12 protein-coding genes and 2 tRNA genes are annotated in these 13006 nt (G+C 67.4%); 1 reads left to right on the top strand and 13 read right to left on the bottom strand.

The window, feature by feature from the left end:
- Positions 1-163: 163 nt before the first annotated feature.
- From corA to leuC, 3 genes are all read right to left on the bottom strand, one after another.
- A complete protein-coding gene (corA, locus tag ACFCV3_RS29910; RefSeq protein ID WP_376035460.1) occupies positions 164-1324 on the bottom strand; it encodes a magnesium/cobalt transporter CorA in 1161 nt (386 codons plus the stop codon).
- Positions 1325-1570: 246 nt separating this feature from the next.
- Positions 1571-2170, bottom strand: a complete 600-nt coding sequence (gene leuD, locus ACFCV3_RS29905; protein WP_376035458.1) for a 3-isopropylmalate dehydratase small subunit — start codon at positions 2168-2170, stop codon at positions 1571-1573.
- A gap of 14 nt (positions 2171-2184) precedes the next feature.
- The gene (gene leuC, locus ACFCV3_RS29900; protein ID WP_376035456.1) at positions 2185-3615 is read right to left on the bottom strand and encodes a 3-isopropylmalate dehydratase large subunit; all 1431 of its coding nucleotides are present in this window, start codon (positions 3613-3615) and stop codon (positions 2185-2187) included.
- A 112-nt stretch (positions 3616-3727) separates the two neighbouring features.
- Here leuC and ACFCV3_RS29895 point away from each other — a divergent pair, with 112 nt between their 5' ends.
- Positions 3728-4447, top strand: coding sequence for an IclR family transcriptional regulator (locus ACFCV3_RS29895; protein ID WP_012922430.1), 720 nt, complete (start codon positions 3728-3730; stop codon positions 4445-4447).
- 27 nt (positions 4448-4474) lie between these two features.
- Here the strand turns inward: ACFCV3_RS29895 and ACFCV3_RS29890 are convergent, their stop codons facing one another.
- The 10 genes from ACFCV3_RS29890 to ACFCV3_RS29845 form a co-directional block, all read right to left on the bottom strand.
- On the bottom strand, positions 4475-5461 hold the full coding sequence (locus tag ACFCV3_RS29890; RefSeq protein ID WP_376035453.1) for a LacI family DNA-binding transcriptional regulator: 987 nt from the start codon (positions 5459-5461) through the stop codon (positions 4475-4477).
- Positions 5445-6332 (bottom strand): nucleoside hydrolase, encoded by an 888-nt coding sequence (locus ACFCV3_RS29885; RefSeq protein WP_376035451.1) that lies wholly within the window; start codon positions 6330-6332, stop codon positions 5445-5447. The genes ACFCV3_RS29890 and ACFCV3_RS29885 overlap by 17 nt, the downstream gene beginning before the upstream one ends.
- A 13-nt stretch (positions 6333-6345) precedes the next feature.
- On the bottom strand, positions 6346-7164 hold the full coding sequence (locus ACFCV3_RS29880; protein WP_376035449.1) for a carbohydrate ABC transporter permease: 819 nt from the start codon (positions 7162-7164) through the stop codon (positions 6346-6348).
- Positions 7161-8027 carry a carbohydrate ABC transporter permease gene (locus ACFCV3_RS29875; RefSeq protein WP_376035448.1) on the bottom strand — a complete coding sequence of 289 codons (867 nt, stop codon included), beginning with the start codon at positions 8025-8027 and terminating at the stop codon, positions 7161-7163. Before ACFCV3_RS29875 ends, ACFCV3_RS29880 begins: the two co-directional genes overlap by 4 nt.
- Positions 8024-9310, bottom strand: coding sequence for an extracellular solute-binding protein (locus ACFCV3_RS29870; RefSeq protein WP_376035446.1), 1287 nt, complete (start codon positions 9308-9310; stop codon positions 8024-8026). Before ACFCV3_RS29870 ends, ACFCV3_RS29875 begins: the two co-directional genes overlap by 4 nt.
- Positions 9311-9427: 117 nt before the next feature.
- A tRNA-Glu gene (locus ACFCV3_RS29865) sits at positions 9428-9503 on the bottom strand.
- A gap of 78 nt (positions 9504-9581) precedes the next feature.
- Positions 9582-9653 (bottom strand) — tRNA-Gln (locus tag ACFCV3_RS29860).
- A gap of 118 nt (positions 9654-9771) precedes the next feature.
- The gene (locus tag ACFCV3_RS29855; protein ID WP_376035444.1) at positions 9772-10653 is read right to left on the bottom strand and encodes a lysostaphin resistance A-like protein; all 882 of its coding nucleotides are present in this window, start codon (positions 10651-10653) and stop codon (positions 9772-9774) included.
- On the bottom strand, positions 10653-12185 hold the full coding sequence (gltX, locus tag ACFCV3_RS29850) for a glutamate--tRNA ligase (protein WP_376035442.1): 1533 nt from the start codon (positions 12183-12185) through the stop codon (positions 10653-10655). Before gltX ends, ACFCV3_RS29855 begins: the two co-directional genes overlap by 1 nt.
- Entirely contained in the window at positions 12178-12966 is a 789-nt protein-coding gene (locus ACFCV3_RS29845) for a fumarylacetoacetate hydrolase family protein (protein ID WP_376035441.1), read from the bottom strand. Before ACFCV3_RS29845 ends, gltX begins: the two co-directional genes overlap by 8 nt.
- Between the last annotated feature and the right edge of the window lie 40 nt (positions 12967-13006).

Here is a 13006-nt window from a genome sequence, read left to right as displayed (position 1 = left end):
TTCCCTCCGTGAACTGGGTGTCGAGCACAGCGCTCGATCTCTCAGGAACGTTATGGACTCCGCAGGCCGTTGCCAAACACCCACGCGGCATTTCGGCTTGTTTTTAGGCGATTCTTGCCACAAACCGCCCGAATCCGGTGTTCCTGCGAGGTTTTGGCTCGTTTCAGAGCCATCCGCGGCGCTTGAAGATCTGGTGCAGACCGACGCACACCAACGCCATCAGGCCGATCGCGAACGGGTATCCGAGCTGCCAATGGAGCTCCGGCATGTAGTCGAAGTTCATCCCGTAGACAGTGCCGATCAGGGTCGGCGCGAACAGGATCGCCGCCCACGCAGAGATCCGCTTCACCTCTTCGTTCTGCTCGCTGCTCGCGATGGTGAGACTCTTCATCTCCTCGTTCTGCTGCTGGGCCACCAGGGTCGCGTTCACCGTCAGGATGTCGCGCAGCAGTTCACGGAAACCGTCGACCTTCTCCACCACCTCGGTGACGTGGTCGGCGACGTCGCGCAGATAACGCTGCAGTTCCTCGTCGACGCCGTACTTGTCGAAACCGCCCCGCAGCCCTTGGAGCATGCCGACCAGCGGCCGGGTCGCGCGCTGGAACTCGATCACCTCACGGGACAGCTCGTAGATACGCCGCGACACCTTCGGGTCACCGCGGAACACCTCGGTCTCGATCTCGTCGATGTCGTTCTCGAGACCTGCGACCACTGGTGCGTAGCCGTCGACGACCTTGTCCAGGATCGCGTAGAGAACAGCCTCGGTGCCGAGGTTGAGCAACTCGGGATCGTGCTCGACGCGACGCCGGACCGCGGCCAGGTTGGGCGCCTCGGCATGCCGGACCGTCACCACGAAGTCCGGGCCGACGAACACGTGCACCTCGCCGAACTCGACCTCCTCGGTCGCGTCCCGGTACCGCGCGGCCTTCAGGACGACGAACAACGTGTCGCCGTACCGCTCGAGCTTCGGCCGCTGATGGGCCTGGATGGCGTCCTCGACGGCCAGCTCGTGCAGACCGAACTCCTGGGCCAGGGAGTTGAGTTCGCGCTGGTCCGGGCGATACAGGCCGATCCAGGCCAGGCCCTGCGGTGCCTTGTGCAGCACGCGATAGGTCTCGGCCAGTGATTCGGGCGAGGCGATCCGGCGGCCGTCGCAGTAGATCGCGCTGTCGACGACGCTGTGGCCCTTGGGCTTCTGGGTGTCGCGCGGCTTCTCGGCGGCCGGCTCGATCACGGGAGCGGGTGCGGCGTGCTTACGCGCGGTGCCACGCAGTGACGGCGTACGGCTGAACGCACGGAACGTGCGCAGGCGAAGGTCGGACATGAGTCCTCCAGGTGCGGTGGTACGGGTGAGTGAGCGCATGTCACGTCTGCCCGACCGCTACTGCAGGAGGATGGAAAAGTCAGCCCTACAGAGGTCGAGCGAGACCCATATGTCTGGAGGGTTCGCTGTTCATCAGCGCCTCACCTCCTAGGTCTCGCAAGCCTTGTTCTGACAACCACGCAAGGGTAACACCAGAGTTATCGCCCCTGTCCACGCAAACGTTACAGGGGCGAGAACTCTGCTGGCTCAAGCCTTTGCAGGCAGGGTGGCCGGCTTGAAGGCCGGCCGAGTCGCTTCGTACGCGGCGATGTCGGCCTCGTGGGACAAGGTGATGCCGACGTCGTCGAGGCCGTTCAGCAGCCGGTAGCGCGTGTAGTCGTCGATCTCGAACGGCGCGGAGAGCTCACCGGCGGAGATCGTCTTGGCCTCGAGATCGACGGTCACCTTGGTGCCCGGGTCCTTCTCGACCGTTGCCCACAGCTGCTCCACGACGTCCTGGGTGACCAGGGCCGCGAGCAGACCGGCCTTACCGGAGTTGCCACGGAAGATGTCGCCGAACCGCGAGCAGACGACGACGCGGAAGCCGTAGTCGAGCAGGGCCCAGACCGCGTGCTCACGCGAGGATCCGGTCCCGAAGTCGGGGCCGGCCACGAGGACGGACACACCGCCGTACTCCGGCTGGTTCAGGACGAACTCGGGATCGTTGCGCCAGGCAGCGAACAGGCCGTCCTCGAATCCGGTCCGGGTGACCCGCTTCAGGTACTCGGCCGGGATGATCTGGTCGGTGTCGACGTTGCTGCGGCGCAGCGGGGCCGCCGTACCGATGTGCTGGGTGAAGGCATCCATGATTTCTGAGCTCCTCAGACGTTCTCGGGTACGGCGACATCGATGGGCTGCAGGTCTGCCGGGGCAGCGAGCGTGCCGGTGACGGCAGTGGCAGCCGCGACCAGCGGCGAGACCAGGTGGGTGCGACCGCCCTTGCCCTGACGGCCTTCGAAGTTGCGGTTCGAGGTGGAGGCGCTGCGCTCACCGGGTGCGAGGGTGTCCGGGTTCATTCCCAGGCACATCGAGCAACCCGCGCCCCGCCACTCGGCACCGGCGTCCTTGAAGATCTTGTCCAGCCCCTCGGACTCGGCCTGCAGCCGGACCCGGCCCGACCCCGGTACGACGAGCATCCGGGTGCCCTCGGCAACCTTCCGCCCGGCCAGCACGCCGGCCGCGGCGCGCAGGTCCTCGATCCGGCCGTTGGTGCAGGAGCCCAGGAAGACCGTGTCCACCTTGACCTCGCGCAGCGGCGTACCGGCCGTCAGGCCCATGTACTCCAGCGCACGCTCGGCCGCCTTCTTGTCGTTCTCGTTGTCGAAGTCGTCCGGCGACGGCACGTTGGCCGACAGCGGCACGCCCTGGCCGGGGTTGGTGCCCCAGGTGACGAACGGTGCGACGTCCTCGGCACGCAGCACGACCTCGCGGTCGAAGGTTGCGTCCTCGTCGGTGGCCAGGCTCTTCCAGTACTCGACCGCGGCTTCCCAGTCGACACCCTGCGGCGCGTGCGGCTTGTCCTTCAGGTAGTTGAAGGTCGTCTCGTCCGGCGCGATCATGCCGGCCTTGGCGCCCCACTCGATCGACATGTTGCAGATCGTCATCCGGGCTTCCATGCTCAGCGACCGGATCGCCTCGCCGCGGTACTCGACGATGTAGCCCTGGCCACCACCGGTGCCGACCTGCGCGATCAGCGAGAGCACCAGGTCCTTGGCCGAGACGCCATCCGGCAGCACGCCGTCGACGGTGACGGCCATCGTCTTCGGCCGGGCCTGCATCAGCGTCTGGGTCGCCAGCACGTGCTCGACCTCGCTGGTACCGATGCCGAAGGCAATCGCACCGAACGCGCCGTGCGTCGAGGTGTGGCTGTCACCGCAGACCACGGTCATCCCGGGCTGGGTCAGGCCGAGCTGCGGGCCGATCACGTGTACGACGCCCTGGTCGGGGTCGCCGAGCGTGTGGATCCGGACGCCGAACTCCTTGGCGTTCTTGCGCAGCGTGTCCACCTGGGTCCGCGACACCAGGTCGGCGATCGGCTTGTCCACGTCCAGCGTCGGGACGTTGTGGTCCTCGGTCGCGATCGTCAGATCCGGCCGGCGGACCTGCCGCCCGGCCAGCCGCAGCCCGTCGAAGGCCTGCGGACTGGTGACCTCGTGCACCAGATGGAGATCGATGTAGAGGAGGTCGGGCTCTCCGTCTGCATGGCGCACAACATGTGCATCCCAGACCTTTTCCGACAACGTCCTACCCATCAGACTCTCCTTTGAGGTTTGCTGTGTGGTGAGGGTGCTTTCGCTCACAGTGCTCTCGATCGAGGGCCCGAAGCGACTTGCGTTCCACGATTCGAGACGGCAGTATCGTCTCATGGACAACTCTAGCGGAGTCGGCGTGCTCGACAAAGCAGCTCTCGTTCTGTCCGCACTCGAGTCCGGACCGGCGACCCTGGCCGGACTCGTGGCGGCCACGGGGCTGGCGCGGCCGACGGCACATCGGCTGGCAGTGGCTCTCGAGCACCACCGCCTGGTCGGGCGGGACATGCAGGGACGCTTCGTGCTCGGCCCGCGACTCAGCGAGTTGGCCTCCGCCGCCGGCGAGGACCGTCTCCTCGCGACCGCCGGTCCGGTGCTCGCACGGCTGCGAGACATCACTGGTGAATCCGCCCAGTTGTTCCGCCGTCAGGGCGAGTACCGCGTCTGTGTCGCGGCCGCTGAGCGTCCGTCAGGTCTGCGCGACACCGTTCCGGTGGGCAGCCAGCTGACCATGGCGGCCGGGTCGGCTGCGCAAATACTGCTTGCCTGGGAGGACCCGGAGCGCATGCACCGTGGCCTTCACAACGCGACCTTCAACGCGGCCGCGCTGGCCGGCGTGCGGCGTCGTGGCTGGGCCCACTCGGTCGGTGAGCGCGAGCAGGGCGTTGCCTCGGTCTCCGCTCCGGTTCGCTCCCCCAGTGGCAAGGTGATTGCCGCGGTCTCCGTATCCGGTCCGATCGAGCGCCTGTCCCGTCAGCCCGGCCGCATGCACGCCCCGGCCGTCATGGCAGCGGCCGAGCGCCTCTCCGAGGCCCTGCGCCGCGCATCGGAGTAAGACCGGGGTGGTGGGGCGGGGAAGGAATCAAGCAGAGCACCCGCAAGAGGTTCGCGGTACCAGCTCATAGTCCAAGACCACTCTGGCCGCCTCCCGATCGGGGGCGGCCAGTAGTACGTCTACGGCCCGCCGCGCGATCTCCTCGACCGGCTGCCGCACACTGGCCAGCGGCGGGATCGTCACCGCACACTCATCGGTGCCGTCGACACCCATCACCGCAACGTCCTCCGGCACGCGCAGTCCGGCCGCCCACGCAGCAAACAGGACTCCGAACGCCTGCTCATCCGTAGCGCAGTACACAGCCCGCGGCGGCCGCTTCTGCTGAAACCAAGCCTGTACGGCGTCCCGCGCAGCGAACCGGGATACCGGGCCCGCCTGGTACCGCACTGTCACCTTCGGATGTGCTTGCAGGGCACGCTCAACCCCAGCCCGGTGCTGCGCCGTACCCGGTGAGTCTTCTGGTCCTGTTAGTACAGCCAAGGTCTTGTAGCCGTGCGACAGCAGGTGATCCACCGCAGCCTCAGCCGCAGCCACGTAGTCGATAGACAGTGTTGAGACCGTCACACCGTCCGGCACCGGGTGCAGCGCCACCACCGGCACACCTGCCGAGCTGAACCGCCGGATCGCCGGCTCCGCCAGCAGCGACACCAGTACGACGCCGTCCACCTTCCGCTCGATGAACGAGCCGATGTGCGCGGACTCCTGCGCCGGATCACCCGCCGAGTCACCGATCAGCAGCAGGTGGCCGTGTGCCCGGGCCACGGTCTCCAGGTGCTCGGTCAGCGTGCCGAAGAAGGGATTGCGCACCTGCGGGATCAGCAGCCCCAAAGAGAAGGAGCGACCCGCGCTGAGTGCGCGGGCGACCGCGTTCGGCTTGTAGTCCAGCTCCGCGGCCGCCTCCAGCACACGCTGTCGCGTGGCCGCCGCTACCGGCCGCGGGCCGTTGTTGAAGACGTAGCTGACGGTTGCCGTGGACGTGCCCGCCCGATCGGCGACGTCACGAGCCGTCGCCATCAGTCTCCTCTGCTGCGGCCACGATCCGCGCAGTGATCTCCTCGGCAACAGCAACGGCATCCAGCTCGGTCACAATCCGCACGGTACCCGCCGGATCCGGAGTGAACGTACTGAGACCGCCAGCGCCGATGGTCACCCGACCAGGCTCGGACAGCGTGAACAGATCCGGCCGCGCCAGGGTCAGCACTGCGACCGGGTCGTGCGGGACGTTCCACGTCTCGTTCCAGTACGCCCACCACTGCTCGATGTCCGCACCCAGCGCCGCACCGAGTGGGCCAGCGGCCCGGATCCGTTGCAGCAGGGCGTTCGTGATGCTGACCTGACGGGTGATCTCGATGGCAGTGATCGTGGTGGGGATACCTGCTGTGAGTACGACGCGCGCGGCCACGTCGTCACTCTTGAAGTTGTGCTCTGGCTCAGCGTCCGCACCGAACCAGCCGCCCATCACCCACAGGTGCCGGATCCACTGGACGATCCGGGGCTCCAGCTCGAGTGCGGCAGCCAGATTGGTCAGGGGGCCGATCGCAACGACATCCAGTGCGCCCTGGTTGTTCTGCAGCCGGGCAACCAGGTCTTCGGGCGCGCTGCCCGGTGCGAACGTCTCCGCGTCCAGATCCTTGTGCAGGGTGCCCTCGTGACCGGCCCACCACACTTCGCGGCCCGACAACGGTTCCGCCGTACCGGCCACGACAGTGAGGTCACTTCCGGCCAGAGCGCCGTACCGGCGGGCCAGCTGCGAGCGCAGGCGGGTGTCGCCGTACACGGTGTGGATCGCGACCAGGTCCAGGGCTGGTGTGCCGAGGATCAGCGCAAGCGCCATCGCGTCGTCGACGTCCGAACCGATGTCGGTGTCGAGGATCAATTGGCGCATCAGGAGAGCTCCTTCATTTGAGGCCGCTGCTGGAGACGGACTGGACGAAGTACTTCTGGAAACCCGCGATAACCGCGAGCGGGATGATCGTGAGGACGACAGCACCGGCGAAGACCAGACCGTAGTCGGTGAAGTTCTGCCCTTGCAGGTTGGCCAGGGCCACCGGACCGACGATGTGCTCGGCGTCTGTCCCTATCAGCAGCGGCCAGACGTAGGACTGCCATTGGAAGAGGAACAGCATCAGCCCGGCGCCGATCAGTGCCGGCCGGGACAGCGGCAGGTAGATCCACCGGAATACCCCGAACCAGCCGAGCCCGTCCAGCCGGCCGGCCTCGACCAGCTCGGCCGGGATGCCGAGGAAGAACTGCCGGAGCAGGAAGATCGCCATCCCGTTGCCGATCCCGGGCAGCACCAGGCCGGTGAAGGTGTTGGTCAGGTTCCAGTCCCGGAACATCGTCGACAGCGGGATCGCGATCGCGTCGAACGGCACAAGGAAACTCAGTACGACGATGCCGAACGCGAGCCCGCGGCCGCGGTACTGGAAGGCGGCGAGCCCGAAGGCGGCGGAGGCACAGACCGCCAGCCCGACGACCACGGTCGCTGCGCTGACCAGGATCGAGTTGAGGGTCGCGCGACCGATCTCGCCGCCGAAGAGATCGCGGTAGTTGATCAGGGTCGGGCGCAGCTCGAAGAACGACTCCCAGGTCAGCGGGCTCAGGTGCGCGAACGTCTCCGAGCCGGGCCGGAACGAGTTCGTGACGACCCACAGCAGCGGGATGAAGAACAGCAGACCGATCACGGCGCCGAGCACCGACAGCGCAAGTCTTCTCATGCGTGGTCACCTCGCAGCAGCCGGAACTGTGCGGCCACGATTGCGATCGTCAGGGCGACCAGCAGGACGACCTCGGCCTGGGCGACGTGGATGTCGCCCAATGCATAGGCACGGGTGTAGACGTCGTACATCAGGAGGTTGCTGACGCCGTTCGGTCCGCCTTTGGTGAGGATCTGCACGGGGGCGAACACGAGCAGGTTCGAGACGGTGTCGGCGACGAGCACGAACGCGAGCGGCCGCCGTACCAGCGGGAGCGTCACCGAGATCATCCGGCGCCAGGCACCGGCGCCGTCAAGCAGGGCGGCCTCGCGGATCTCGCCGGGGATGTCCTGGATACCGGCGATCAGGAAGAGCATCCAGTACCCGACGCCGATCCAGGACAGCAGCACGATCAACGCCGGGAGCACCTGGCTCGACGAGGTGAGGAACGGCTGCTCGGGCAGACCGAGCCGGGCCAGCAGGCCATTGGCGATTCCGTCCGGCCGGTAGATCACGCTCCAGATCACGGCCGAGACCGCTGGTGGCGTGGCGATCGGGAGGATGACCAGGGTGCGCCAGAGGCGGGTGCCGGGTGCGCGTTGAGTGAAGAGGACGGCGAGCAGGAACGACGCGACGACCTGGATCGGATTGATCAGCACGGTGAACAGGAGGGTCACGGCGACGGCTTGCCGGAAGTCCTTGTTCGCCAGCAGATCCGTGTAGTTGCCGAGGCCGGTGAAGACGCGACCGCCGCGGAGCAGGCTTTCGGCGTAGAAGCTCTCGATCAGGGCGTAGATCGCCGGGCCGATCCGGAGCACGGCGAGACTGATCAGCGCCGGCGCCAGGAACGCGAGCGCGATCAGTCCCTGTCGCTGCTTCTTCACTTAATCGACTTCCAGGCGGCCGTGAGCTGACGGGTTGCTTCGGCAAGGCGGGCGTTGGGTTCGCTGCCGTTGCGGATGTCGGCGAACGCCTTACCCATCACTTCCTCGAACTGGATGTAGCCGACACTCACCGGCCGCGAGGTCGCCGTACTGGCCGCCTCGTACGCCGTGATCGCGGAAGCGCCGACGGTGTGTGCACCGGAGTAGGCGTCCATCGCGGGCAGGTACTGCTTCTGCGCCTCGAGGTTGGCCGGGATGATCGTGGTCGTCTTCGTGGTGGCCAGGTTTCCGGCCGGATCGAGGGTCGCGAACTCGATGAACTTCCGCGCCATCCCCTGCTGCTTCGACGCCGGGTTGATCCCGAGTGACCACGACCCGGTCGGCGTCACCGGCTTGCCGCCGGCGAAGTACGGCAGCGGCGCGACGCCCCAGTCGAACTTCGCGCTGCCGAAGATCTTCAGATCCCACGGACCACCGACGAAGAACGCCGCATTGCCGGTACTGAACACCGGCCCGGTCTGGAAGCCGCCGATCCCCCGCGGCGACAGTCCGCTCGCGTAGGTGGCGCCGTACCACTGCATGGCCTTCTTCCAGCCGTCCGTCTCGACCGCGGGCGTGAGCATGTCGTCACCGGTGATGCCGGACCCACCGCCGAGCGACTCGGCCAACGGCTGCAGCTGGTAGTAGGCCTCGGGCTGCTCCATGAACAGCCCGTACTTGGTCCCCGCCTGCTGCGCCTTACGGCCCGCCGCCTCAACCTGTTCCCAGGTCCACCGCTTGGCCGGATCCGCGGTCGGCGGCACGACCTGCGCCTTGGCCAGCGCGGCCTTGTTGTAGAAGAGGAACTGCGTCGAGTTCCACATCGGCAGCGACCACAGCTTGTCGCGGAAGTGATTCACCGCGTACGCCGTCGCCCCGAACGAACTCTTCGCCCGCCCGTCCAGCTCGCCGAGCTCCACCAGGAACCCCTTCGCCGCCAACTGCGAAACCCGCGGCTCGTCGACCGTGTAGACGTCGATCCCGGCATCCTTCGCACTCAGCCGCTGCTGCATCGTCGCGTTGAACTGATCGAACGGAATCTGCGCGTAGCTGACCTTGATCCCCGGATTCTTCGCCTCGAACGCCGCAATCACCGGCGCATACGTGGCTGCATTGTCCGTCCCCGTGAACGTGATCGTCCCGGTCGCCGGCCCGGAGTCCCCACCAGCCGGCTGATCGGACGACCCACCACACCCCGCCACCAGCAGGGCCACCACCACCGCGAGTACCGCACTCCGCTTCATGGGCACCTCTCAACACGCGAGCCGAGGAATCTAAGCGGTTAGACTCTAAGCGGTTAGATCGCCGGTGTCCAGGAACAGCAAAAAGACCCCCAACCGTGAGGTTGGGGGTCTCCACTCTGGTAGCCCCGACGGGATTCGAACCCGCGCTACCGCCTTGAGAGGGCGGCGTGCTAGGCCGCTACACAACGGGGCCAGAGGTTTGCCGACCGGCCCTTACGGGCCGGGCAACGAGGTTGAACTTTACCGATTTTCATCGGTGCGGTCCAATCCGCTGGGGTACTAGGACTCGAACCTAGACTAACTGAACCAGAATCAGACGGGCTGCCAATTACCCCATACCCCAAAGGCATTTCGCTGGCTTGGAGAGTTCGTTTCCGCCCTCACCAACCCGGCTCGGAGAGCTTACCCGAGCCAACCGCCGGACACCAAAACGAGGCCCCGGCGGCGGGTTGTCACTCGTGTCACACCAGTCTCGGCGTCTGTGCCAGCGGTAGCTCGCAGGTCGTCTCGACCTTCATCCGCTTGCCGATCCAGAGGGCGATCGCACCGAAGAGCGCGAACTTCGCGATGTCGACGAGGACGAGCGACCACGGCGCCTCCTTCGCTCCGATACTGGCGCCGACGCTGTCGGTCAGAGCGGCGTACACGAAGGTCACCACGTTGTTGGCGGCGTGGGCTGCGATGCCGGCCTCGAGTCCGCCGGTGCGGATTGCGAGCAGCGCCGCGACGAGCCCGAAGGCGAAGCGGTCCAGGAAGAGCGCCGGGCTCTGCCAGGGCAGCACGTTGTGCGCCATGGTGAAGAGGACGGTGGTGACGAGGACTGCCACCAGCGGGTTGCGCAGCAGTGCGCCGCACGCCTGCAGCAGGTAGCCGCGGTAGTAGTACTCCTCCCCCGCCGACTGGATGGTCGAGGTCAGCAGCACGACCACGATGACGGCCGCCGCATCCGGCGCCGGGCCGTTGCCCTTCCCGAGCAGCTCGATGCCGAGGGTCTTGATCGCGATCAGCGACAGCAGCTCCACCAGTACGGCGGCCGCGGCGAACCAGGCCAGCGGTCGCCAGCGGATCCGCCCGAGCACCGAGGACAGCAGACCGGGCGCCTGCCGGTTCAGCTTCTGCGCGACGATGAAGCTCAGCGGGATGAACGCGGCCAGCGACAGGTTGTTGGCCAGCAGCGTGATCCACGACATCGTGCCCGCGGGATCCGTGCGGATCGCCCGGGCGGAGGTGATGAAGACGATCGACGCGACCGCCCAGCCGACCCAGATCGTCAGTGCGCCGAGGACGACGTACCCGGGTGGGGCCTGGTCGTTCTTCAGCAACCGTTGGTACGTCGGACCCATCAGTGCTCCACCTTCACCAGCGCCTGCTCGATCCGCCGGAGGGAGGTCTCCCGGCCGAGCAGCTCCATCGATTCGAACAGGGGTGGCGAGACGCGGCGGCCGGAGACGGCCACGCGGACCGGGCCGAACGCCTTCTTCGGCTTCAGGCCGAGACCGTCGACCAGCGATGCCCGGAGTGCGGCCTCGATCGCCGCGGTGGTCCACTCGACGCCTTCGAGCGCCCGGGCCGACGCCGCCAGCACAGCGCCCGCGTCACCGGCCAGCACCTTCGCCGCGGCGTCCGGCTCGATCACGAAGTCCTCACCCGCGAACAGGAAGCCGAGCAGCTCGACCGACTCCCCGAACGCGTCCATCCGCTCTTGCACCAGCGGTACGGCGGCTCGCAGTACCGCAAGCTGTTCGTCACTCGGCACCGCCGGCAGGTACCCGGCCGCGACCAGGAACGGGACCGTCCGTGCGGCGAACTCCTCCTGCGGGAGCATCCGCATGTGGGCGGCGTTGATCGCCTCACACTTCTTCTGGTCGAAGCGGGCCGCGTTCGAGTTCACCTTGCGGATGTCGAAGGCGGCGACCATCTCCGCCAGCGTGAACACGTCGCGGTCGTCGGCGATCGACCAGCCGAGCAGGGCGAGGTAATTCAGCAGGCCCTCCGGCAGGAAGCCCTGGGTCCGGTACTCGTCCAGCCCGGCACCGGCGTCGCGCTTGGACAGCTTCTTGTTGCCCTCGGAACCCATCACCATCGGCAGGTGCCCGAACCGCGGGGTCCGGCCGCTGCCGATGCCGATCTCGGCGAGCGCCTCGTAGAGCGCGATCTGCCGGGGCGTCGAGGAGAGCAGGTCCTCACCGCGCAGGACGTGGGTGATGTTCATCAGCGCGTCGTCGACCGGGTTCACCAGCGGGTAGAGCGGGTAGCCGTTGGCGCGGACCAGGACGTAGTCGCCGAGGTTCTCCGGGAGGAAGGTGATCTCGCCACGGACCAGGTCGTCGAACACGATCGGCCGGTCCGGCATCCGCAGCCGGACGACCGGCCGGCGGCCCTCGTCGAGGAACGCCTTCACCTGCTCGGCGGTCAGCGCGCGGCAGTGACCGTCGTACCCGCTGGGTTGTCCGGCCGACCGCGCGGTCTCGCGGCGGTCGTCGAGCTCCTCCTGCGAGCAGTAGCAGTGGTAGGCCTTGCCGGTGTCCATCAGCTTGCCGACGATGTCGGCGTAGATCTGCATCCGCTCGGACTGCAGGTACGGGCCGTGGTCGCCACCGGCCTCGGGGCCCTCGTCCCAGGTCAGGCCCAGCCAGCGCAGCGCGTCGAGGGTGTAGTCGAGCGCCTCGGGGGTGTTCCGGGCCTGGTCGGTGTCCTCGATCCGCAGCACGAGCGTGCCGCCGTAGTGCCGGGCGAAGGCCCAGTTGAACAAGGCACTGCGGATGTTGCCGACGGTGAGCAGGCCGGTCGGGGACGGTGGGAACCGCACCCGGACGTCCGTCGGAGCCAGGCCGCCCAGGACGCCGGAGTCGTCGCGAGCGGGCCGCTCAGTCACGCACGATCACCCTGTTCGTCAGGGTGCCGAGGCCTTCGACGGTGACCGAGACCGAGTCGCCGGGCAGCATCGGGCCGACCCCCGCCGGCGTCCCGGTCAGTACGACGTCGCCCGGCAGCAGCGTGGTGAACGAGGTGATGTAGGCCAGCACGGTCGGGATGTCGAAGATGAACTGCGACGTCCACCCGTCCTGCTTGGTCTCGCCGTTCAGGGTCGTGGTCACCCGCAGATCCGCCACGTCGAGGTCGGTCTGGATCCACGGGCCGAGCGGGCAGAACGTGTCGTAGCCCTTGGCGCGGGCCCACTGCCCGTCGGACTTCTGCAGGTCGCGAGCCGTCACGTCGTTCGCGATCGTGTAGCCGAAGATCACTTCCTCGGCGCGCTCCTTGGGCAGGTCGCGGCAGATCCGGCCGATCACGATCGCCAGCTCACCCTCGAACTGCAGGTCGTTGGTCTGCTCGGGGTAGACGATGCCGTCCAGCGGGCCGACCACCGAGGTGTTCGGCTTCAGGAAGATCATCGGCTCCTTCGGCACCTCGTTGCCCAGCTCGGCGGCGTGCGCGGCGTAGTTGCGGCCGACGCAGACCACCTTGCTGCGCGGGATCACCGGGGCCAGCAGCCGGACGTCGGCCAGCTGCAGGGTCTCCCCGGTGAGCTGGACCGGCCGGTAGAGCGGGTCGGAGTCGAGCAGGGCGACGGTGCCGCTGAGGCCTTCGGGGTCGTCGGTCTCGACGAGGCCGTACTTGGGTTCGTCGTCGACGGAGAATCTGGCGATACGCACGGGCCGAGCCTACCGTCGTACTGGAATGAGACAGTGGTGT

The sequence above is a fragment of the Kribbella sp. NPDC056345 genome, from assembly GCF_042262745.1.
GTDB lineage: Bacteria > Actinomycetota > Actinomycetes > Propionibacteriales > Kribbellaceae > Kribbella.
The sequence above is the reverse complement of the archived record's forward strand: the minus strand, read 5'-3'. Positions and strand labels throughout refer to the sequence as shown.

Excerpts from the sequence above, each read along its gene's own strand:
- corA (WP_376035460.1), bottom strand. The coding sequence starts at position 1,324 with ATGTCCGACCTTCGCCTGCGCACGTTCCGTGCGTTCAGCCGTACGCCG.
- leuD (WP_376035458.1), bottom strand. The coding sequence starts at position 2,170 with ATGGATGCCTTCACCCAGCACATCGGTACGGCGGCCCCGCTGCGCCGC.
- leuC (WP_376035456.1), bottom strand. The coding sequence starts at position 3,615 with ATGGGTAGGACGTTGTCGGAAAAGGTCTGGGATGCACATGTTGTGCGC.
- ACFCV3_RS29895 (WP_012922430.1), top strand. The coding sequence starts at position 3,728 with ATGGACAACTCTAGCGGAGTCGGCGTGCTCGACAAAGCAGCTCTCGTT.
- ACFCV3_RS29890 (WP_376035453.1), bottom strand. The coding sequence starts at position 5,461 with ATGGCGACGGCTCGTGACGTCGCCGATCGGGCGGGCACGTCCACGGCA.
- ACFCV3_RS29885 (WP_376035451.1), bottom strand. The coding sequence starts at position 6,332 with ATGCGCCAATTGATCCTCGACACCGACATCGGTTCGGACGTCGACGAC.
- ACFCV3_RS29880 (WP_376035449.1), bottom strand. The coding sequence starts at position 7,164 with ATGAGAAGACTTGCGCTGTCGGTGCTCGGCGCCGTGATCGGTCTGCTG.
- ACFCV3_RS29870 (WP_376035446.1), bottom strand. The coding sequence starts at position 9,310 with ATGAAGCGGAGTGCGGTACTCGCGGTGGTGGTGGCCCTGCTGGTGGCG.
- ACFCV3_RS29855 (WP_376035444.1), bottom strand. The coding sequence starts at position 10,653 with ATGGGTCCGACGTACCAACGGTTGCTGAAGAACGACCAGGCCCCACCC.